Origin of the sequence: Metabacillus rhizosphaerae (assembly GCF_037201795.1) — a bacterium.
GTDB lineage: Bacteria > Bacillota > Bacilli > Bacillales > Bacillaceae > Metabacillus > Metabacillus rhizosphaerae.
The window spans coordinates 4,753,744-4,776,509 of record NZ_CP147403.1; the positions used below are offsets into that span (position 1 = coordinate 4,753,744).

The window sequence follows — 22,766 nt, forward strand, 5'->3', positions numbered from 1 at the left end:
TTAATCCTCACCTAACTTAATTGCTTGATAGATTTTTATTTTTTTCACAAGTACGACTAAGATCAATAAACCTACCGTTAACATGAACGATACAAATAAATATATTTTTTGTTCATCACTTGGATCGAACAATACTTGGAATGGTAATTGGTTATCCATTGAGAGATGGAAAAGTGGTACGAAAAGGACGCTTGTCATTCCTCCGATTAATAAACCTAGTAAACATGCAATACCTGATGTGAATACTTGTTCATATACAAGGATTCCTATCAGTTTACGGAGTGGAATCCCCATTGCACGATACACTCCATATTGAAGAACCCTTGATTTAATCGTTAAAATCCAGAATAATAGAAAGCCAATAAAAGCAATTAAAATCGAGATGATAAATCCTAGAGAAAGCGTTCCATTTAAACCTAATAAAAAGGCACTATTTTTTAACGCTACTAACTCTGGATGAACATCATTAATCTCCAAGATTGGAAGATTTGCCTGTTTTAAATTTTCATATAAACTCTCCCTAGATGCATCAGGCTTTACCTTTAACCAGACTTCATATGGCTCAAGCCCCATCGCATTTTGAACGTAAGGTAAATTTGCTATGATTAACGCTGGCTGCTCTTCATCCTTTTCCTCTTTTTTCGGGAGAAAACCCGGCCAATAATCAATAATTCCATACACGACAACTTCCGTCGTGTTTGTCTGATCCCCATCAAGCTTAATGTAATCTCCTTCCTTTACCCCAAGTGATTTTGCCACAGACCTTGAGATCAATACCGAGCTTGGTTCTTTCGCTAATAAATTTAAATAGTCGTACCAGTGATGTGGAAGTAAGGAAGGCTTAAACCAGGCTGTTTGCCCAAACTCCTTCGGTTCAATACCCATCACCTCGAAGGAATAGAGGCTATTCCCCTTTGCTTCTGCCTTCATACCATTCACGCGTAGCACCTTTGCTGCATGATCGATCTCTTCTATTTGTAAAAATGGTTCAAATGAAGGCTCTGTATAAACGATTTCATTTACTGCTGATACAGGTGTTTCTGTTGCTTCTGGTGCTCCATTTGTATCATTCGTCTCAGTAGGAGCAGCTACTTCTGATGTTGCTTGAATCTCATTACTTTCCCACTTAACATCTATAGTAAGATCAGCACCATTTTCATAGCGCAGCTGCTGCTCAAAATTTTCATTAAGTGTTCTTGCTGCACTAGCACTAAATACGCCAACACCAATTGTCATGATGAGAAAAAGCATTAGAAATTGATACTGCTTAATAGAGCGACTTACTTGGATAAATGTACTGTAGAGTGAAAGATTCCAATATTTTTTTCCTAGCTTGTATATTGACCCTAATAGAAGCGGGTAAAGATGTAACAGTATTAGTCCAAGTCCAATGATGAATAAAGCTGGAATGAAAAATAAAATCGGATCAACAAATAATTCTTGATTTGCTACTGGCTTTCGATTATTAAATACATATAGCCCGTAACTTGAAATTACAATCAGAATTAGTCCTAGGATTAGTGTCAGCCAGTTCGTTTTTGTCATGGACTTTGCAGCAAGTTGTTTTTGATGAACAATACTTTGCCTCGATCCTTGATACACTGGGATCATAACCATAAAAACTGACGTTAATAAGGCTATTGCACCATATAGATATGATTCAGCTCCTACTCTTACAGGTAGGGACTCTCTTTGTACAAACTGAAGAAAGCCGTTTGTCCCACCTAATAATTTACACATCAGCATCCCAATCTGTGGTCCTAGAAGAAATGCAATGCCCCCTAGAATGCCAATCTCGATTAAATAGATAAACATAATTTGCAATCTTGTTGCCCCACGGCTAGATAAGACGGATATTTCGCTTAGCTGTCGATTTACAATTAAGCGTGAAACCATAAAGAGGTAGAGTGACATCATAACAAGGACAGGTACATTTAAGGACCATAGCATTGTCTTTAATTGTTCCTCTTTTTTCTCATATGTTGCTAAAATATCAGCAATCGGAAAATTGACAATTACATTTGCGTCAATCACATCGCTAATTTCAGCTTTTACGTTTCCCTCTAATTGAAGCAAGGAGGGGAGATGCTGATTTTCGATGGCATGATAATCCCAAGCTGAATAAAAACGTGCTGAAGCAAGAAACTCTTCTTTTAAAAGCTCATTTTTAAACTTTTCCTCCAACACAACAAAATCATCGGTATATCGTTCAGGTGGAATCGACCAATAAGGATCATTTTGTTCTTTTGCACGAAATGTACCGACTGGAATGACTGAAAACTTCTGATTCCCTTCTTCTGCACGTAATTTATTATTTAAGACAATTCCTCTTTTTTTCAACGTTCTCTCTGGTACTAATACTTCGATAATCCCATTTTCAGTTTTTGATGGAAGCCTGCCATCTGTGATGGTAATATGCTGTTCAATATTTGTGAGGCTAACAAATCTACCATGCTTATCAGCTTCTGTCATGTTTTCCTTATAGATATTAAAAGGGACCGTATTTAACACTGTGGTATTCGTTAAGATCGGTACATTCACTTCAGTAGTAAGCCTTTCATTTATTGCTTCGATTTTCTTCGTAGCATCTACTGAGTTTTTCCCTTCTGTAAAGCTTGTTAAAAAAGAAAATTCCCCCGGAAATTGTTTATTATCTATTTGATGTTGTTCCAATTCCTTTACTAATAGCTTATGTAACACGCTTGAGGTATAGGTGGGTATACTTGAGACAAGTGAAACAGTCATTAAAAGCCCAAGGAATAAGCTGAAGGTTAACCATTTATTATTCAACATTTTTTGAATGATAATTTTAATTAATGCCACTCTCGCTCACCTCTTCCTACTTCAAAATGACTGTGTCTCCCACTTCTAAGCCACTAATAACCTCGACCTCAGTTGCTGAAACAAGCCCTTTTTCAATATCAATTTCTCGCTTTGCTTGACCTTCTAATATTTGTACGTAATCACGGCCAACTAAGGTTCTTAAGGCACTCTTAGGAATAATAAGGACATCCTTTTTCTGCGCAGTAATAATTTCAAAGTCAGCCGATTCTCCTACATTTATATCCTTTGGTGGCTTTTCAATGGCCATAAAAATACTTCGTTGATACAAATCAGGATTCTCTTCAAGCTTTTCGATCGGAACCTCCGAAGGTGTTTGGACCACTTTTCCTGTCATTGTTTTCCCATTAATTAAGATCTCGGCTTTCATACCAACCTTTGTATCCACTACTTCATCTCCACTGATGGCCGAGTAAACTAGTTGAAGATTTGATGTATCGGCAACATGAACAATTGATTCAAATGCTTCTACAGAATCCCCTGCCTTTTTTTCAGTAATAAATGTAACGATCCCATTTATAGGTGATATCATTTTTGTTTTCTCTAGCTCATTTCTAAGATTTTCAACCCGAATTTGCAGGCCATCAATATCTAATTCAGCCAATTCCATCGAGTATGAATCAGCTGCCTGTGCACGTAATTGCTTAACCTTTATTTCTGCCTTTTTTAATTCAATTTCTGCTAACTCCAATTCAACAGTTAAGCTTCCGGGATCCAATTGTGCGATGAGCTGTCCCTTTTTTACTATCTCTCCCTTTTTCACACTCACCTTTTTCAAACGGCTACCTGACTGTGAAAAAGCTAAAGGTTGATTTTCTGCAGGTGTTAATGTGCCTAAGCCTTTTACACGTTTAATGACATCGCCTTTTTTCACTTCAACAGTATCGTATTCAATCTTAGCAGGCTCTACTAATGGAGGAGCAAGGACAGGTTCCTCTTTGGGAAGTAGTGAACAGGCTGACAAAGGTATCAGTAGGGCTAATGACAAACATGAATTTGTGACAAATCGAAACCCTTTCGTTTCATTCAATTCTTCCATCCTCCAATGTATACACATAATCCAGCATTTCCATAATAGCTGGATCATGTGTTGTCAAAATCATTGTCGTTTTTTTCTCGTTTACCAACTTTTTAAAAACTTGAACAATTTGATAGGCCATTGTACTATTCAATTCTGCTGTAGGTTCATCTGCTAAAATAAGCGATGGTTCAGTTGAAATTGCACGTGCAATTGCCACTCTTTGCTGCTCACCTCCGGAAAGTTCATACGGACGATGTTTTGCTCGATTTGTTAATCCTACTACGTCAATAGCCTCCTGAACTCTTGAATCCCATTCCTCTCTTGGAGCACCAGTAACACGGAGTCCAAATTCAATATTTTCTTCAACAGTCATAAGTGGAACAAGTCCATGAGATTGAAAAATAAAACCAAGTTTCGTTCTGCGATATTCAGCTTGCTGTTTCGTATTTAACAGGCTTAGAGGCTCCCCGTGAAAATAGATTTCTCCGTTTGTAGGTCGATCAAGTGCACCAATAAGATTCAACAAGGTTGTTTTTCCAGAACCAGATCTTCCCTTTAAGGCTATTAATTGATTTTCTTTGATGGAAAGATTAATCTGTTTTAATACTTGTACTTTTTGATTACCTCCGCCATATACCCTTTCAACATCCTTTAGTTCAACAACAGTATTGATCGCTAGTCACCTCCTGTTTGTTTTCTTTTCGAAATAAAACTCCTAATCTCATAAATTAAAAGAGGAAAAGAGCAAACATACTCTCTTTTCCTTAATTTTCATAATATTATTTAATAGACCCCTCAGTTAATCCTGCGATAAATTGTTTACTAAACATGAGGAAAACAATTAATATCGGAAGGGTTGCCATAAATGTTCCGGCTAAAATCATCGCAAAATCTTGATAGTATGCTCCATTTAATGTTCTTAGGGCAATTTGTATCGTATGCATGCTTCGATCCTTTAATACAACTAACGGCCATAAGAAATCATTCCATACATTCATAAAAGTAATTAAGCCTAATGTCGCCATCGCTGGACGTACAGACGGTAATACGACTTTCCAATATAACGTGAAGTTTGAACAGCCATCCATTCTTCCTGCATCCAAAAGTTCATTTGGAATAGTAGCTGATATATATTGTCTCATCCAAAAGACCCCAAACGCATTGACCATTGCTGGGACAATAACGGCATTTAAACTATCGATCCAACCTAATTTACTAACAATCATGTAGGAAGGAATAATCCCTAATTGAGAAGGTACCATCATTGTCGCAATGATAAAAATAAACAACCAATTCTTACCTTTGAACTCTAATTTCGCAAACGCAAAGCCAGCTAATGAGCAAAAGAACAGAACAGAAACTGTAATCGTTGTAGACGTAATCACTGAGTTCATAATCGCCTTAAAGAAATCAATATTCACAAAAACCTTTTGCGCATTTTCCATAAAATTCATACCTGGCAACATTGCTGGTGGAAATTTATTTACTGCAGATGTATGGTTAGATCCAATAACAAACATCCAATAAAACGGAAAGATCGATAGAAATGCCATAATAGTAAGCAATAAATATGTAATTATCCTTCCAGGACTGTACCGTTTAACTCCTACTTCGTTCATTTTTAATCACACCCTTATTCAGCAGATTTGATTCGGTTTGTCACATATAGATTGACTAAAGAGAAAAGAACAATAATTAGGAAAAGTACCCAAGCAATTGCTGATGAATAACCAAATGAGTTCCGTACAAATGCTTCTTCATACAAATAGAGAGTCATTGTCAGTCCTTGGTCTAATGCTCCTCCTCCGTTTCCAGAGAACATTAGTGGCTCAGCAAAGATTTGCATTCCGCCAATTGTAGATAAAATAACTGTGAAAATCACCATAGGACGTATCATTGGGATCGTTATGTAAAAAAACTGCTGCATTTTATTCGCACCATCAATTGTAGCTGCCTCATATAAATCCTTTGGAATACTTTGAAGGGCAGATAAATAAATAATTGTGTTATAACCTGTCCATCTCCACATGACCATTGCGGAAATGGCAATATGAGTACCTAGGTAGGAAGCCTTCCAGTTGATTGGTTCAACACCTATAAACGATAGGAGGTAGTTTAAAATTCCGTAATGTTCTCCAAAGATGGCCCCAAAGATAATCGCTACAGCCACAACAGAGGTTATATTTGGTAAGAAAACAGCTAAGCGGAAAAATTCTTTTCCCTTTAGTAAGGCAGAATTTAAAATAAAAGCAAAAATTAATGCAAGAAATAGTTGGGGTAAAGTGGATATAAACCAAATACTAAATGTATTACCTAACGCCTTCCAAAAGAGAGGATCTGTAAATAGGAGTTGGTAGTTATTAAAGCCAACAAACTCTTTTGTGCCTAATATGTTCCATTTATGAAACGAAATATAGGCTGTAAAGATAATCGGAAATAGACCAAATACACCAAAAATGATAAAAAACGGAGAAATATATAAATATCCTGAAATATGATCCTTAGTCGATTGTTTCATCGTTTTTTTAGATTTCGTGACTGTCCCGATTGTTCCGTTCTTGTTCACTTCTAAATTTGAGGCCACGCTTCTCTTCCCCCTTTTAAGTAACATCTTAAAGATGAGAGACTGATAAATAACCAGTCCCTCATTTTTGAACTTTTAAACTAACGATATATAAAATGCTTACATAAATCTTTTTTCGCTTCCTCTTTTCCTATTAGCGAGCTAATTCACGTTCAAGTTGTTCCATTGCTTTATCCCAGCTAGCATCTGGTTTTGCTTGCCCGTCCTTCACTCGAGTAATGGCATCACCGATAATTTGCTCAACTTGGATAGACTCTGGTCCTTCAATGATAGGTTTTACATTTTGAGCAGCTTCTGCGTAAATTTTTCCTACAGGCGCGTTATTAAAATATTCACTAGTAAAACTCTGAATTTCTTCAGAATCGTAAATACCAGGTGTAGAAGGGAAATTACCAGATTCCTTAAATGTTACTAATTGTTGTTCAGGTGATAACAGCCACTCAATAAGTTTATATGCCTCTTCAGCATTCTTAGATTGTTTTGGAATGGTTAGGAATGAACCTCCCCAGTTACCTGATCCTTCAGGAAGTAATGTCATATCCCATTTTCCTGAAGCATCTGGTGCAGTAGCTTTCATGGAAGTCATCATCCATGCAGGAGCAAGAATTGTTGCATAATCACCATTTAACATTCCTGTTCCCCACTCTGATGAAAATTGTTCAAATCCTGCAGTTAAATCTTTATCAATAATCTCCATTGCAAAATCATATGCTTTTTTGATCTGAGCATTATCTTGTACAATGATATTTCCGTCTTTATCATAATACTTTTCGTCACCTTGTCCCTCCAAGACAGTATAAGCGCCATTAGGAGAATCAATTAATGCCTTACCTGTTTTTGCTTTAATTTGTTCACCAACTTTAAGGTAGTCATCCCATGTGTTAAACAGTGCTGCTACTTCCTCACGATCTGTTGGTAAACCAGCTTGTTCAAAAACATCTGCACGATACGCCATTGCTTGTGGCCCAATATCTGTTGGTAAACCTAGCAAGTGTTTGCCATCTGCAGTTAATGCTTGCTGCCATTTCCAGTCTAAATAATCGCCTTTTACATCTTCTGCCCCTAAATCAAGAAGGTTATGAAAGTGATCTGGATTCGCTTTCATTTTATCTATTCCTTTTACTTCAATAGCAGAGATGTCAGGAGCACCACTACCTGCAGCCAACGCAGTAGTTAAGTTACTATGTACATCTTCAAATTCTGATGTTTGTATATCAACTTCAATATTATTATCTTTTGCATATTGTTCAATCTGTTTTTCAATCCCCATGTTTGGCCATATCCAAATCGTCAGCTTTGTTTTTCCACCACTTTCTTTTTCATCACTAGATGTGTTGTTACTACTACAAGCTGCAGCACCAAATAAAAGCATGACACTAAACAAGAGTAGGACTAACTTTTGCACCCCAAACTTTTTTACCATACCAAATTCCCCCTTCTCCCCTTAAGTTTAACCATTAAACTAACTTACTTGTCTTTAATTATATTCTGATAATTCGCCATTGTAAATATTTTTGTAAGGGTTTCCATTTTACAAACTTCGACTTATTTCTACTATCTCCAACAATAATTGACACGTATTTATTATCTTTATTAGTTGGTTGAGTATTTAACAATACAAGGAAGGAGAATTATGTAGTTTATTGTAAGTTGATGATGAAAAATTATTTAAGAATAGTTGGAATACGTTTTTTGAGTTCCGAAGACAGGTAGTAGAAATAAAACGATTAAGTAAGATACAACTAAAAATTCGAAAATGTTCTAATCCATACTCTATATTGCACAAAAAAACTGCGTAAGTGTTTCATACCCAGTTGTAATGAACTACTATAATTCAGATGTCATAAAGAAGCTAATGTTAGCAAAAAAGGGTCAGATCCCAAAATGATTGGGTCTGACCCTAGTGTAAGTCGCAAAATTATTATTATTCTGATAAATCATTATGAAGCGTGTTTTCGCATGTTTTTCATAATAAAGCTAACAATGAATACTAAGATGATCGCTCCAATTAATGCTGGAATAATATAAAATCCACCAACCTCTGGTCCCCAGTGTCCAAATACAAGTGAACCCAGCCAAGCCCCAATAAACCCTGCAATGATATTACCAATAACTCCTCCTGGTATATCCTTACCTACTATTAATCCAGCTAACCAACCAATTATACCTCCAATAATTAATGCCCAAAGAAATTCCATCTTCAACACTCCTTTTATATTTTAGATTTAAATTTATGTTATTGATAGTTAAATACCCCTTCTCTTAGGTCCTAAACTATTATTCTAAAAAATTTTTAAATAGATTTGTGATTAGAAGAAATGAATAACCTAGTTACTATTTTTCTTTTGTGAATGTCTTTTCAATTACTTGTTTTTTCCCGAATAAATAAAGCTGATCACCTGATTGTAATTTTGTTTCCTCAATATTTTTTCGAATCTTTACATCCTCTCTTTTTATCATTAAGACATCTAAATCAACTGAATCTTGCTCCTTCAGAATCTCTGCTATTTTATTATTTATAAGAGGAGAATCACCTTTTATTTGAAATTCAAATACTTGCTCATCTTCTTCCTTTAACGAGACTTCTCTAATTGGTAATGTAGTCGTATCTTCTTCGATTTCTCTACTTTTATATTCAAGTTTTTTTAAGAGGAATTTTTGAACAAACGGTGCTTTTAACATACTAAAAACACAAAGGACAAATGCTGCTATATAGAGGATGGCTCTTGTTCTTAGATCATCCTCTAAAAGACTACTAACAGAAGAGATAATAACCGCTAAGGAAAATGCGCCAAACAAGATTAAAAAGATTCCAAGCTTTCTTCGGAATGGGTGGGATAATATGAACTCTGATTCACCTGTTGTATATCCTGTCCCCGTCATCATGGAAATAACCTGGAATCTTGACACCTTCTTCTTTAGTCCAGTTAAATGAAATAAAATTACGTGAATTTCAATAACCGTCATAATTATTGCAAAATAAATGAGTAAAAATAGTAGTGTCAATACATTCACCCCACAAAAATTGGTTGGGATTATTTGCATCCCAACCAACTAATAAACAGTTTATTACTGCTTCTTCTCATTGTAAAATTTTACAGAGTACATAGCACCTTCACTTACCATATTATTATCCTCTAGATCATAAGGATGTGGATGGCCCCCTTTTTCAACTGGAAGACTTTCACAATTATCAATTGCTGAAGGCTTCACTTTACGCTTCCATTCCCGTAAAGTATTTTCCACTTTTATTCGATTTGGTTTTGATGACACCCAAAGCGCAATAGATGTCCCCATTCCAACGGCCATGATAGATTTAATCCCAATTATACGTTTCATAACACTCACTCCTCTTTAAAATAGGATTTTGTGAAACAATATTTATAGCCTTTACCATTTTGCAGGTGTAATTATTTATCTTACATACCCTTTTCAAAACTAGTAAAACATTTTTCTATTAAAAATTTAAAGGTTTTAAAGATATAGAAATCGGGCATTATCAACATTAAAAGTCTAACCATAAGTAGGGATTAAAATGGATCAAAAAAACTGGAAGTGGCACAGATTCACTAATAGTGAAGATGTGAAGAAAATGCAGCAATTTATTAATGTTGGAGAGAGCCATTTCATAAGTAAATGGCTCAGTGAGATTAATAGTAACAAATCAAATTGCATAAAAATTGAACAAATCAACGAAGATAACTATCTGCTTAAAGGAGCGCTCGTTTACGACCAAAATTTCAATGATGAACGTGAATATAAGATCTTTCATTTTTATCTAACGACAGAAACATTTATTACAGTTGATTTAGACCTTTCTATCTTTAAAAATAGTGATATTGAACAGATCCTACGTCACATTAGTAATTCAAAAAATCCTATTGAAGGATTCCTACTAATTTTAAAGGAAATACTTGCTGAGTATTTAATCAAAATTGATGTTTTTGAAGGAGAGCTACGTGAACTTGTTTGGGGAATTCACAATAAGAATAAAACGAGTATCCTCGAAAAAATTTATAAACGACGACATGATTTACTTGTTTGGAGTAATTTGCTCATTCCGATAAATGAGCTGATCATGGCAATAGAAGAAAGTTATCTTGATGTAATACATAATAATAAAATTTTTATGCGTACGGATAAACGGATAAAAAGAGCGCTTTATTTAATTAATGAATATGAGCATGAGGTTGATGCAATTATTAATTTAGAGGAAGTCATTTCTTCACATCGCGGAAATGAAATAATGAAAACATTAACTGTAATGACGGCTATATTCACTCCTGTTATGGCATGGGGTGCCCTTTGGGGGATGAATTTTAAATTTATGCCTGAACTAGAATGGAAATACGGATATTTTGTTTCCCTATTAATAATCACAATCTCGATGGTTTCTGTTTATGTGTACCTTAAAATGAAAGGTTGGACAGGTGACCTTTTAAAAGGGAAGAAAAAAGGGGCATTTTTCAAATAAATTATAAGGGACAGTCCCTTTGTTGTTGGGGACTGTCCCTAGCTTATCTAACTAGCTCCCTCTATACCTTTCATTTGCTTTAATCCTGCTTTTCTATCTTTCAAGTAAAACAGAATAAACCCAATCATTCCTGTAAAAGCGGATCCCGCTAATAGTAGATATAAGGTTGTTCCGCCATAATTTTCAAACACAATACCACCGATCGATGAACCGATAATTCCGGTTATTCCAAAGGAGATTCCGACAAATACCATATGTCCGGTTGCCTGCAATTCTTCTGGAATGGCTTTATACAAATACTCAAGTGCACCTAAAAAGGCAATAGCAAAGCAGATTCCATGGAGGATTTGAATAGATAATAGCATGGTCGGATCTTCTACAAATGCTGTTAAAATCCATCGGACACTGTAAAGAAACCCAGCGATAATCATATAAATAATCGGACTAGAGGATCTAAACCACCTGCTGCTTAAAAAGAATAATAGCGCCTCACTTGAAACACCAATGAACCAAATCCAGCCCACAAGCATTTCATTTCCTCCTAGATCAAATAAATACAAGCTAATAAAGGAATCACTAGTCCTATGTGTAAGCATTATTAGTGAAATCAAGAAAAAGAAGGCTAATAGTGTCGGATCCTTAAATAGTAGACCAATATTTTTATAGTTTACTTTTTTATTTCCTGCCTTAGCATCTGATAATAGCAATGCTAACAAACATGTTACAATCGCAAATACTGTAATTGGAATCACTAAAAACCCTATGCCAAACTTAGAAAGTAAAAACCCACTAACAAGTGAGATTAAAGCAAAACCAATTGATCCCCACATTCGAATGGAACCAAATGTTACGGAATGAAGCTGAGATAGTCTTTTCCCAAGATTGTCTGCAAGGGGAATAATTGGTGAGAAAAAGAAGAAAAAAACTGAGCCTACAATAAGTACCCAGAGAAAAGAATCGATTTGAAACAACCAAATCACACTAACAACTAAGCCAAGTAAGCAAACAAACAGTATTTTTTTGACTGTTTTGTATTTATCGCTCGTATATCCCCATATTGGTTGAGCAATAAGACCAACAAATGGACCTATCGCTAAAAACCAACCGATTTGTGAACTCGTAAGTCCTTTGTCCTGAAAGTAGATTGGAAAAAAGCTAATCACCATTGAGGAAATGGCACTAATAAAAAACATAAATAGCCTTAACGGGAAAAGCGGATTTTTTGTTAACATTTGAAAACTTCCTTCGAGTTTAAAATTGTTCTACTGTAAACTTAAACCTATTAAAAAAAGTAACCGTATTCTCATCTATGATAAAAAGCATAACATATAAAAAGACACTAGGAAATGTTGCATTTTCAGCTAGTGTCTTTTTAATTCTTTTCAAAACTTCTTATTCAATTACCATATGCTGATTCCTTCATTCTTTCTAAGGTATCCCATATCCCCCAAAGATACATGATTCCTAAAGCACGATCATAAAGCCCGTATCCAGGTCGGCATTTTTCTCCCCAAATATGTCTACCATGATCAGGTCTGACATATCCTGTGTAACCAACTTCATGATAAGCTTTGACAATTTCATTTATATCAACTGACCCATCACATGAACGATGAGAAGTTTCAACAAAATCACCATTCTCAAATACTTTTATATTCCGAATATGGGCAAATGGGATTCTATCTGCAAATTCTCTGATCATTTCTGGGATATTATTACTCGGATTAGCACCTAGGGAGCCACTACAGAGTGTAACCCCGTTGTAAGGACTATCTACTAAATTTAAGTGTTTACGGATATTTTCTTTATTTGTAATAATTCGCGGAAGACCAAATATAGACCATGGTGGATCATCAGGATGAATCGCCATTTTTATATCATGTTTTTCTGCTACAGGGATAACTGACTCTAAAAAATACGCAAGATTGTTCCAAAGCTTTTCTTCTGAGACGTTTTTATAGGCTTCAAAAAGATTAGACAAATCTTTTAATCTTTCTGGCTCCCACCCTGGCATTTTATATTCCAAATTATTTGCATTTTGGTTTACAAGTTCAAATGGATCGATATCCTTCACCTTTGCATGTTCATAAAATAAAGCTGTAGAACCATCACTTAATGGTTTATATAAATCTACTCTAAACCAGTCAAAAATCGGCATGAAATTATAGCAAATAACCTTTACTCCAACAGCAGCCAGCCTTTCTATGGTTGTATTATAGTTTTGAATATACCTATCTCTCGTTGGTAATCCAAGTTTTATATCTTCATGGATATTTACACTTTCCACTACATCAATATTTAGGTTAAACTTATCTGCCTGTTCTTTTACTTCTAAAATTTTCTCCATTGGCCATTCTTCACCTACCGGGATATCATGAAGAGCCCATACAATTCCTTCTGTTCCAGGGATCTGTTTAATATCCTGTAAAGATATTGTATCATTTCCTTCACCAAACCACCGAAAGCCCATTCTCATGCTTGTACCTCCTTATTTATAAACTTTAATCCTTCTGCCTGTATAAGCATTGAATAATTCATGTATTCTTCTATATTCGATGGAATAGCCTGTGAATCCTTCCTTAGTTAGCTTTCACCACTTAAATCAGTTACTATCTTCCGGTATTTAGTAGGGGTAATCGTAGTACTCTTTTTGAAAATATGAACAAAATATTTATAATCCTTGTACCCAACCATTTCAGCAATCTCAAATACACGAAAAGGTGTTTCTTTTAACAATACTTTTGCTTGGTTTAGACGAACATCATGTAAATAATCGTTAAAATGAGTCCCTGTTTCTTGTTTTATAAGTTGGCTAAAATAATTTGGAGAAACATTTATTACATTTGCTACTTCAGACGCTTTTAGATCACTTGCATAGTTCTCTTTTATATAATTAACCGCTTTCATAATTAACCAATGTTGACCACCTTGTGTTGTAGATTGAAAACGAATGTAATCTTCAATGTCTTTCATAAATAGGCACTTAATTGCTTTATAAGAATTATAGATTGTTATATTAACGTTTTCCGAAAATCTTAAATACTGGTATACCGGTAGATTAGTAAATAATTTCTTTTCTAGCTTTTTTAGTACATTGACAACATCGTTCAATAAACACATTTGATTTTTCTCAAAATGAGTAAAAAGATCACCAATAATCTTTTGAATTTCTGGGTGTTCATCACTTAGCATTTTGCTCAAACATTTTTCAAACCTTGTTATTTCAAGATCAGTTACATGTGTTGGTAGTGTTTTAGCGTGATACACCTTTTCAGCTATACAATGTACAATTTCTATTCCTTCAGTAACGAGCTGATAAGATTTCAAAATATCATGTGTCTCTTTTCCCAATGACGAATAGCATCCACTTAAACTAAACCCTAATTGATTACTAACTCTTTCAACGACTTCATAAAAGAGTTCAGCAAAATCACTTAGATCGTTCATCACTTTACAACAGGTGAGTAAGCGATTTTCATCCAAAAATAGTGATACAGACATTAAGCCCTTTATTCTAAGCTCCTCACTTATTTTGGATTTCCATCTCTGTTTTAATAGTTTCCGATCGTCTTCATTTACTTGCGAGATGGTTGAATCATAGTCGTCTATTTCACTACAAAGAAACTGATATCCGCTGAAATTATTGTCTTTTAGGTTTACATTTATATCCACTTCCTGCCCCATAACAATTGAAGAAAGCAGTTGCTTCATACTGAAAATCGATGTTTTATCTCTTTCCTTTTCCATTTCTTTTTGAATCACTTTAACAAGTTTCATCAGTTCATCAATATCAACTGGCTTTAATAAGTAATCACTTACTCCCAACCTTATTGCACGTTTTGCATATTCAAACTCATCAAACCCACTAATGATAATCATGCGAATATGTTGGAAACGCTTTGCAACCTTCTCTGCTAGCTCTAATCCATCCATTACAGGCATGTTTACATCCGTTATAATGATATCAACATGGGTCTCTTCTAATATGCTAAGTGCTTCTTCACCATCGTACGCTTCACCAACCACTTCTACACAAAACTCATCCCATGGTACTGTCATTTTCAACCCTTGGCAAATGATTGGTTCATCGTCTACGATCAACAGTTTTAGCTTCATGTTGTTTTCACCTACACCTTTTTATCCAAGCCGTTTTCTTGATAAGGAATCATAACTCTGACCCACGCACCTGGAGAGTCTTTTGGAATGATCGAAATTTGCGCATCATCTCCAAATGCTAAATATAACCGATCTTGAATATTACTCAGGGCATATCCATTTCTTATATACTGTTGAAAATCTTCACTTGGAAACCCTTTTCCATTATCAATCACATCTATGATGACCTTAGACGCTTCTCGAAAACAACGAATATAGATATGCCTCGAAATACGAAAATTTTCAAATCCATGATGAATACTGTTTTCAATGAGAGGCTGAATCATTTGTTTTAATACTTTTGCTTTAAGTACCTCATGATCACAATAAAATGTAAATGTTAAATGATTTCCCAACCGACCTTTTTGCAGTTCTAAATATATTTGACTATAGGTTAGTTCATCCTTAAGAGAAATCCAGTGATTTCCACGATTTAAACTAATTCGGAACATTTTTGATAACTGTTCAATTAATTTGCTCGTTTCCATTGCATGTTCAAGTCTTGCAGTCCAGCGAATCATATCTAGTGTGTTATAAAGAAAATGAGGATTGATTTGGCTTTGTAATAATTTTAATTCAGATTCTCTATTTCTAATTTCCATTTTATATTTACTATCGATTAGAAATCTTATCCGGTCGACCATTTGATTAAACCTATAACCTAATAAGCCAATTTCATCACTTGACATATCAGGAACCCTAGCAAAAAAATCTCCTTTTTCAACTCGTTGAGTTTGGTTTGTTAAATAAAGAATGCGCTTAATATTAAAATGATAAAAGCCAATCATCGCGAGTATTCCTAATAAGGTTAATACTATGATCATCAATTTAATCGAAGCTTGTAGACCTGTTAATCCTTCTGCAACAGATTCCTTGTCAACTAAAGCAACTAGTGATAAATTCGTACCAGTTAATGGCTGTGTTACAACAGTAAAGTCTTCTCCACTCTTCTTATAATTAATAGCCGCTACCTTATCATCAATTTTTTTGATAGATACCAAGAGAGCTTTATCAGGATATTTCTTACCAATGTATTTTTGATTATAATGAAGAACAACATCGTTATTTTCATCTAAGACAAACATTTGTTTTTTTCCGCGTGAATTCGTTTCGATTAAATCATATAACTTACTGGCATCAAGCCGGATCGTTACCAAGCCAATTGGGCTAGACACATTATTGATGTCATTTATGACACGAAACAAGCTAATCACCTTGTTTTTTCTATCCCAATAGTCAGTAACGGTATATGCCCCACTCCATTGCACCATACCCTTTAGGACAATGGCTTTACTTTTCCAAACTTTCTCATCAGATGAAACTAGAGGGGGGCCAATATGAAACCGATTTTCTTTCATACCTTCTATGGTAATTGAGTCCATGTACGGCTTTGAATTGAGATGAAAAACGGAATACCCATTTATACGATCCTCAATATTATTTAATGTGATCCTATTTTGAGGTGTATTACTAGTATTAAAAAAACTTCTAAAATCCTCACTATAAATCATATAAGAAGAAATATCCTCGATATCCTGTAGAACAGCAGAAAGATTCTTTCCAGTTTTTTCTAGATGACTTTTTGTATTATCAATTGCTTGCAGCTGGATGGCATGATTGGCTTTGGAATTAATAAACAAACTAAATGCCAGCATTGGGACAATAATTAAGACAATGAATATAAATAAAAACTTCCAAATAAGTTTCCAATTAGAAAAGAACAGGAGCTGTTTCATACAATCTTCCTCTTATACTTGTTTTCTATTAGATTACCCTTTTACTGCACCAGCTGTCATCCCTTTCACGAGATGTTCTTCTAAAAGCATATAGATAATAATGGTTGGAATAATCGCAATTGTAAGTCCTGCCATTTGTGCACCATAATTTGTTGTAAACTGTCCAGCAAAATTAGCTAGCCCTAATGGAAGGGTTTTAAGTGCTTCATCATTAATAAGCACTAGTGCAAACGAAAACTCATTCCAGTTATGAATAAAGTTTAAAATGACAACAGTTGCAATTGCCGGCTTTGTCATAGGGAGAATGATTGACCAAAAAATGCGAAATACTCCACATCCGTCCATAATTGCAGACTCTTCAATATCACTTGGAAAAGCCCTCATAAAACTAACTAAAATAAAAATCGTAATTGGTAGATTAAAGGCAATATAGGGTAAAATTAACCCGATATGTGTGTTTAGTAATCCGATATTCTTCATTAGGATAAACATGGGTACTAATGTTGCATGAATCGGTATTAGCATTCCAAAAACAAAGAATCCATACATTGCCTTTCCCCACTTATACGTAAAACGAGCGAGAAAATAAGATGCTAGGGCACCTGCAAATACTGTGATAATAACCGCTGCAACAGATACAATGACACTATTTAAAAAATACGTATCAAGTCTTGCGGTCTCCCAAGCAGTTTTATAGTTTTCAAACATCCATTGCACCGGTAATCCAAAAGGATTTTTCGCAAAATCCATATTGTCTTTAAATGAATTTAGAAACATCCACAAAATAGGATAAGCATTTATTAAAGCATATACACCTAGTAGAAGATAGATAATCGTCTTTTTCGAGACCTTTTTTGCCTTCAACGTTCGATCTTCCACACTGATATTTCTCTGGTTATTGATAATTGTTTGTGGCATAAGTAACTCCTCCCCTCATTTTCTACTCGGATTTTCTTCTTAGAATGAGTGTTGATAAATAGACGAGCCCTAAGCTAAAGAAGAAGATAAATAATGATAACGTACTTCCATATCCATATCGTGTGGAAGAGAATGTTTGATCAAACATATACATAGCTAAAACCTCTGTTGAATGACCTGGTCCCCCAGCTGTCATGACGTAAATTAAATCAAACGTCCGCAAGCTTCCACTAATACATAAAATAACAGCTACAATGATTGTTTCTCTCATCATTGGGAGAGTAATATGCAACGTTCGTTTAAATCCAGAAGCACCATCAATCTCAGCTGCTTCATACAACTCTTGTGGAATATTTTGCAATGCAGCTAAGAAGATAATTAAATATAGACCAACAAACTGCCAAATCATTGTGATACAAACGGAAATCATCGCCCATTTTGGATCTCCTAGCCAGTTTTGGGTTAAGTTTTCTAATCCAACTGCTTCAAGCATCTGGTTAAACAACCCTCGTCTAGAGTTATACATCATTCCCCATACTAATGAGATAATGACAGTTGAAATAACGACAGGCATGAAGCCAATTGTTCGAAATAATTTTCCGCCCTTCATTTTTCTATTTAGCAAAAGAGCAAAAAATAATGCAATTGGAACCTGACCAAAAACAGATGCCACGACAACAAACAGGTTGTTTTTCAGAGCCTGCCAAAAAATCGGATCAGATAATGCCTCTTTAAAGTTACCTAATCCAATAAACCTCATTTCGGTAAATCCATCCCACTCCATCACAGAATAATAGAAAGAGATAATAATAGGGATAATCGCAAACAATACATATATGATGAAAGCAGGAGCTAACCCGATAATAGCTGGCCATTTATTTCTACTTAATAAATGCATGAAATTCCCTCCTTTTTAAATGCCCGTTAAGAATGGGGAAAAAGAAGGAAATCAAGTATTACGATAACTTGATTCCCTTATCTTCATTTACTTCTGTTTATCCACTGCTGCTTGGAGCTTTTCAGCTAGTTCTTCTGGTGTCAGCGTCCCAATTGAAACTTCTTGAAGTCCGGAATTGATCGCATCTGTAACATCTACCGGTACAGTTGCATCGTAAACAGGTGACGTTTGTTTACTAACGATTTCAGATACCTCTTTTAATGCGTCACTTACACCCTCAGGAGCTTTAATGTCAGCTGCTACTAAAATATCTGCTTTCATTAAATCTGAGTAATATTCTTCATCATAAAAGCTTTTCAAAAATTCCTGTGCAGCTTCTAATTTTTCACCTTCAAGCTTGCTATTTAAAGAAATCCCTGTCCCAGTTACTGCTGAAACAGCCTCTGGATTTCCGTCTCCACCTTCAATGGCTGGAAATGGAGCAATACCAAGATTTCCATCATCTTCCATTGCTTCTAATAATGGTCCAAGTGACCATGCTCCATCAATCATCATAGCAGCTTCATCTAATACAAATAGGTCACGATGCTGAATATTGTCTATTGAGTTAAAATCTTCATTAAACGCTTTCATATCTGCCAATTCTTTAATTACACCAACTGCTCTAACAAATCTTTCATCCGTAAATTTCTTTTCTCCATTTAAAACAGAAGTTAAGAAATCACTGCCAGTCATCCGATCTCCAATTGTTGAGATATAGCTAGACTGTAGCACCCACTGTGCTTTATTTCCAAGTGCGATCGGAATGATATCTTTATCCTGAATTTTAGTTACTAATGTTTTAAATTCTTCATATGTTTTTGGAAACTCATCATAACCTAGTTCAGCTAGCATGGCTTTATTGTAATAGACAAGGCTTGTAGGTGTAACGTTAGCTGGTAATGCATATTGCTTATCCCCAACCTTATAATCACCTAACATCCCTTCATTCATTAATCCATCCCAATGGCTTAAAATATCATCGATCGGTTGAATCAGTTCACCATCAACTAATGGTGTTAATTCCGCACCTGGGAATACTTGAATTAAATCTGGAAGCTGTTGACCTGCTGCTTGTGTTTTCACTTTTACCTTAAATTGATCATGTGGTATGTTTTGTTGCTTAATGATGATATTAGGATGTTCCTCCATGAATTTTTCTACTTGTTTCAAACTTGCTTCATTTTGAGGTGATGGCTCAGTCCAGATGTTCCAAAATGTTAATTCAATCTTTTCCCCATTTTCCTTTGAACTACCCGAAGACTTTTCATTACTATTCCCAGAACATGCTGTCATGATAGATAAAACCATGATCATGAGAATAACTAAAGCTTTTATTTTGAGACTTTTCATAATTCCTTACCCCCTATGAACTGTTTGTATCATTCGTACAAATTAATTGTAAACGCTTTCTGTTAGATAGATAATCCCAAAATTTTAAGAAACTATCCTAAATTTTCACACAAAGATCGGAAAAAGAGTATTAAATTTTCACATAGATTAAAAGTGATAAGTCAGTTACAAAGTTTTTTCAAAATGAAAATAAGCCCTGTACGTTACAGGACTTGTTTGTTTGACCTATTATTAAAGACAATCTCCATCCCTACTCACCCGATGTGTTTAATGTTTCCTTTTCTCTTATATAGTTTAGGTAGTTTGTCTTATCCTCAAGTTCTCGTTCTAGGTAGCCGAGATAAGCAAATAGTAAGCTAATATCTTTTGATAATTCCCCATCATGATGGATATATTTTTCTCTAATTTTTTTAACTTCCTTTTTCACAATCCATCGTTCACTTTTATCCTCTTTTTCAACAATGTCGAAGCCCACTACATCCTCTGCTGGAATAAGCTCGATTCCCATAAAACGTTTCACTGGGTTCGCCGAACTGTTATTTATCATATAAACAAACTTTTCAGCTTCTAGCTCAGAAATTGCATCTGGATGAATTTTAATTGATTTTGGAATCACATCTTGATTGACGATAAATTCCTTTAATTGGTCAACTATCTTCATTTTCTTGCCCCCATTCAATAACTCTACATAGTACAACCTATTCGATGGGGCGATAAATAATAACTTGCAAATAATGTTCCTTAGGAAGCTGTTTTAATCACTTGAACCAGTTGCCAACGTTTTTTACCAACTTATTCAAGTATTAATTTAAAAATATAGTCACATTTACAAAACAAATTTATTAAACAGATCATTTGTATAAGTCAAAATTAATGGGGGTATAATGTAAATAAACCTTTTTCAATACCTGTTTTGTAGATGGATTCTCCACTGGGGGCTGGCTCATATCTTGAGTCAGCCCTTTTGTCTTTACACTTTTAATATTAATGGACATACAAAAACAGACCCTATTGTGAGGGCCTGTTTGTATGGTTCATTTGGTTTTATATTTTTTGAACGTTCGCAGCTTGTGGTCCTCTGTTTCCTTGCTCAATATCAAAAGAAACTTCTTGACCTTCATCTAAGCTTTTGTAACCTTCTCCTTGAATTGAAGAAAAGTGAACAAATACATCTTCTCCACCTTCAACTTCAATAAATCCAAAACCTTTTTCTGAATTAAACCATTTTACTTTTCCTTGTGCCATTAACTATTTCCTCCTAAATCAATCAAAACACGTTTGATGATAATTTCGATTACTATTATACCCGCCAGGAAACATAATAAACCTAAATTTGATAAAAATTTTTATTTCATTAAAAATAGGATATTTTCGCAAACTTTTTTTTGCTATTTACCTAGTAGTGTAGTGTGGTTGATTTCCGCTCCAATCAACCTTAATCAGTTTTCGCTTCAAAACAACAATTTCTTAGAAAAGTGCCTGAAAATAAGAACAAAACTCAAGTGTATAATCCTTCTAATATCCATAAATACACATTCCTAAAGTCTGGAAACTTTCACTTATGGGATTTTTTATGATAAAATTTGATTATAGAATGTAAACAAATAATAAAGAGCTGGAGTAGATAATGACTAATTATAAAATTTTATTTCTAGACATTGATGGAACCATATTAAAACCTGATGATACTATCGAAGATTCAACGAAGCAAGCTGTAGCTGAGGTAAAGCAAAAAGGGATCGAGGTTTTTCTAGCTACTGGTAGACCCTTGCATGAAATTGATCATATTGCAGAAGAGTTGAACATTCAATCCTTCATTGGCTATAATGGTGCATATGCGATTTATCAAGGAAAGGATATTTTCAAGTCACCAATGAGCGCAGATTCGGTTAAAAGCTTTGTCGACATTGCAAAAAACAACGGACATGAGCTTGTTTTGTACACTCATGAAAAAAATATCTTTTCAGATCTAGAAAGCTCTGTTGTACAAGAGTTTATTCACGCATTTCATTTACAGAAAAATGACCATTATTCTTTAGATGTTATTAATCAAATTCTAGGTATTACGCTAATTAATTTAAGTGAAAACGAACCTGCACTTTATGAAAAAAACGATCACAATATTCATCTATCTCAAGTAAATGTTGATGGATTACGTCATTGTTTTGACGTGATTAGGGATAATGTCAACAAAGGTATTGCCATTCAACACATACTTGAACTTCTCCAGATTCCTAGAGAATCATCGATTGCATTTGGCGATGGTATGAACGATAAAGAAATGCTTAGCTTTGTAGGTGAAGGCTTTGCAATGGGAAATGGGCACCCTGATCTGTTTCAGTATGCAAAGCACAAAACAACAAAAGTAACGGATTCTGGTATTTATAATGGGTTGAAATCACTTGGCCTTGTTAACTAAGAACAAAAGCGCAAGCGCCTTGATCAGCCCCCCGAGAGGCTAGGCGCTGGAGCTAGAAACCAAAAATAAGTACAAACTTTTATACTTTCTTACCTTTGAACAAAAAACCCTCACTTCTATTATAAGTGGTCAATGTCTTCTGTCATTTTCATAACAATAAAAAACAGTGCAATTCACTTATGAATTGGCACTTTTTTTATGAATCAAGAAAGTATTTCAATACACTTTTTAAAAGAGCTATATATATGTCACTACCCTACTGTATATCATTTCCTTTAATGTACATACTATTAAAATGTGAAAAAAGGTTAAGAATATTTATCATTCA

The 22,766-nt window shown here is 34.8% G+C and carries 20 protein-coding genes; 2 read left to right on the plus strand and 18 right to left on the minus strand.

What is annotated here, in order from left to right:
* From WCV66_RS22975 to WCV66_RS23015, 9 genes are all read right to left on the minus strand, one after another.
* Positions 1-2,823 carry an ABC transporter permease gene (locus WCV66_RS22975; protein ID WP_338786988.1) on the minus strand — a complete coding sequence of 941 codons (2,823 nt, stop codon included), beginning with the start codon at positions 2,821-2,823 and terminating at the stop codon, positions 1-3.
* 16 nt (positions 2,824-2,839) lie between these two features.
* On the minus strand, positions 2,840-3,871 hold the full coding sequence (locus tag WCV66_RS22980; RefSeq protein WP_338786989.1) for an efflux RND transporter periplasmic adaptor subunit: 1,032 nt from the start codon (positions 3,869-3,871) through the stop codon (positions 2,840-2,842).
* On the minus strand, positions 3,864-4,535 hold the full coding sequence (locus WCV66_RS22985; RefSeq protein WP_066325266.1) for an ABC transporter ATP-binding protein: 672 nt from the start codon (positions 4,533-4,535) through the stop codon (positions 3,864-3,866). Before WCV66_RS22985 ends, WCV66_RS22980 begins: the two co-directional genes overlap by 8 nt.
* 106 nt (positions 4,536-4,641) lie before the next feature.
* Positions 4,642-5,481 (minus strand): carbohydrate ABC transporter permease, encoded by an 840-nt coding sequence (locus tag WCV66_RS22990; protein ID WP_066325263.1) that lies wholly within the window; start codon positions 5,479-5,481, stop codon positions 4,642-4,644.
* A gap of 14 nt (positions 5,482-5,495) precedes the next feature.
* Positions 5,496-6,380, minus strand: a complete 885-nt coding sequence (locus WCV66_RS22995) for a carbohydrate ABC transporter permease (protein ID WP_066326250.1) — start codon at positions 6,378-6,380, stop codon at positions 5,496-5,498.
* A 199-nt stretch (positions 6,381-6,579) separates the two neighbouring features.
* Positions 6,580-7,869, minus strand: a complete 1,290-nt coding sequence (locus WCV66_RS23000) for an extracellular solute-binding protein (protein WP_066325261.1) — start codon at positions 7,867-7,869, stop codon at positions 6,580-6,582.
* 517 nt (positions 7,870-8,386) lie between these two features.
* Complete coding sequence (locus WCV66_RS23005) at positions 8,387-8,644, minus strand: GlsB/YeaQ/YmgE family stress response membrane protein (RefSeq protein WP_066325260.1); 258 nt, start codon at positions 8,642-8,644, stop codon at positions 8,387-8,389.
* A gap of 136 nt (positions 8,645-8,780) precedes the next feature.
* Positions 8,781-9,452, minus strand: a complete 672-nt coding sequence (locus WCV66_RS23010; protein ID WP_338786990.1) for a TrkA C-terminal domain-containing protein — start codon at positions 9,450-9,452, stop codon at positions 8,781-8,783.
* A gap of 63 nt (positions 9,453-9,515) precedes the next feature.
* Positions 9,516-9,785 (minus strand): hypothetical protein, encoded by a 270-nt coding sequence (locus WCV66_RS23015; RefSeq protein WP_066325256.1) that lies wholly within the window; start codon positions 9,783-9,785, stop codon positions 9,516-9,518.
* A gap of 196 nt (positions 9,786-9,981) precedes the next feature.
* On the opposite strand from WCV66_RS23015, the gene WCV66_RS23020 reads away from it, so the two are divergent.
* Positions 9,982-10,920, plus strand: coding sequence for a magnesium transporter CorA family protein (locus WCV66_RS23020; RefSeq protein WP_066325254.1), 939 nt, complete (start codon positions 9,982-9,984; stop codon positions 10,918-10,920).
* Between the two features lie 47 nt (positions 10,921-10,967).
* Here the strand turns inward: WCV66_RS23020 and WCV66_RS23025 are convergent, their stop codons facing one another.
* The 9 genes from WCV66_RS23025 to WCV66_RS23065 form a co-directional block, all read right to left on the minus strand.
* Positions 10,968-12,152 carry an MFS transporter gene (locus WCV66_RS23025; RefSeq protein WP_338786991.1) on the minus strand — a complete coding sequence of 395 codons (1,185 nt, stop codon included), beginning with the start codon at positions 12,150-12,152 and terminating at the stop codon, positions 10,968-10,970.
* A 164-nt stretch (positions 12,153-12,316) separates the two neighbouring features.
* The gene (gene uxuA, locus WCV66_RS23030) at positions 12,317-13,396 is read right to left on the minus strand and encodes a mannonate dehydratase (RefSeq protein WP_338786992.1); all 1,080 of its coding nucleotides are present in this window, start codon (positions 13,394-13,396) and stop codon (positions 12,317-12,319) included.
* A 107-nt stretch (positions 13,397-13,503) separates the two neighbouring features.
* Positions 13,504-15,036, minus strand: coding sequence for a response regulator (locus WCV66_RS23035; RefSeq protein ID WP_338786993.1), 1,533 nt, complete (start codon positions 15,034-15,036; stop codon positions 13,504-13,506).
* Between the two features lie 11 nt (positions 15,037-15,047).
* Positions 15,048-16,811: a sensor histidine kinase gene (locus WCV66_RS23040; protein WP_338786994.1), complete on the minus strand. Its 1,764-nt coding sequence runs from the start codon at positions 16,809-16,811 to the stop codon at positions 15,048-15,050.
* 33 nt (positions 16,812-16,844) lie between these two features.
* Positions 16,845-17,729, minus strand: a complete 885-nt coding sequence (locus tag WCV66_RS23045) for a carbohydrate ABC transporter permease (protein ID WP_338786995.1) — start codon at positions 17,727-17,729, stop codon at positions 16,845-16,847.
* Between the two features lie 22 nt (positions 17,730-17,751).
* Positions 17,752-18,627, minus strand: a complete 876-nt coding sequence (locus WCV66_RS23050; protein ID WP_338786996.1) for a sugar ABC transporter permease — start codon at positions 18,625-18,627, stop codon at positions 17,752-17,754.
* 87 nt (positions 18,628-18,714) lie between these two features.
* A complete protein-coding gene (locus WCV66_RS23055) occupies positions 18,715-20,019 on the minus strand; it encodes an extracellular solute-binding protein (protein ID WP_338786997.1) in 1,305 nt (434 codons plus the stop codon).
* 250 nt (positions 20,020-20,269) lie between these two features.
* On the minus strand, positions 20,270-20,680 hold the full coding sequence (locus WCV66_RS23060; protein ID WP_338786998.1) for a hypothetical protein: 411 nt from the start codon (positions 20,678-20,680) through the stop codon (positions 20,270-20,272).
* A gap of 383 nt (positions 20,681-21,063) precedes the next feature.
* Positions 21,064-21,264, minus strand: a complete 201-nt coding sequence (locus tag WCV66_RS23065) for a cold-shock protein (RefSeq protein ID WP_066325229.1) — start codon at positions 21,262-21,264, stop codon at positions 21,064-21,066.
* Positions 21,265-21,646: 382 nt separating this feature from the next.
* Here WCV66_RS23065 and WCV66_RS23070 point away from each other — a divergent pair, with 382 nt between their 5' ends.
* Positions 21,647-22,438, plus strand: coding sequence for an HAD family hydrolase (locus tag WCV66_RS23070; RefSeq protein WP_066325227.1), 792 nt, complete (start codon positions 21,647-21,649; stop codon positions 22,436-22,438).
* The last annotated feature ends 328 nt before the right edge of the window (positions 22,439-22,766 follow it).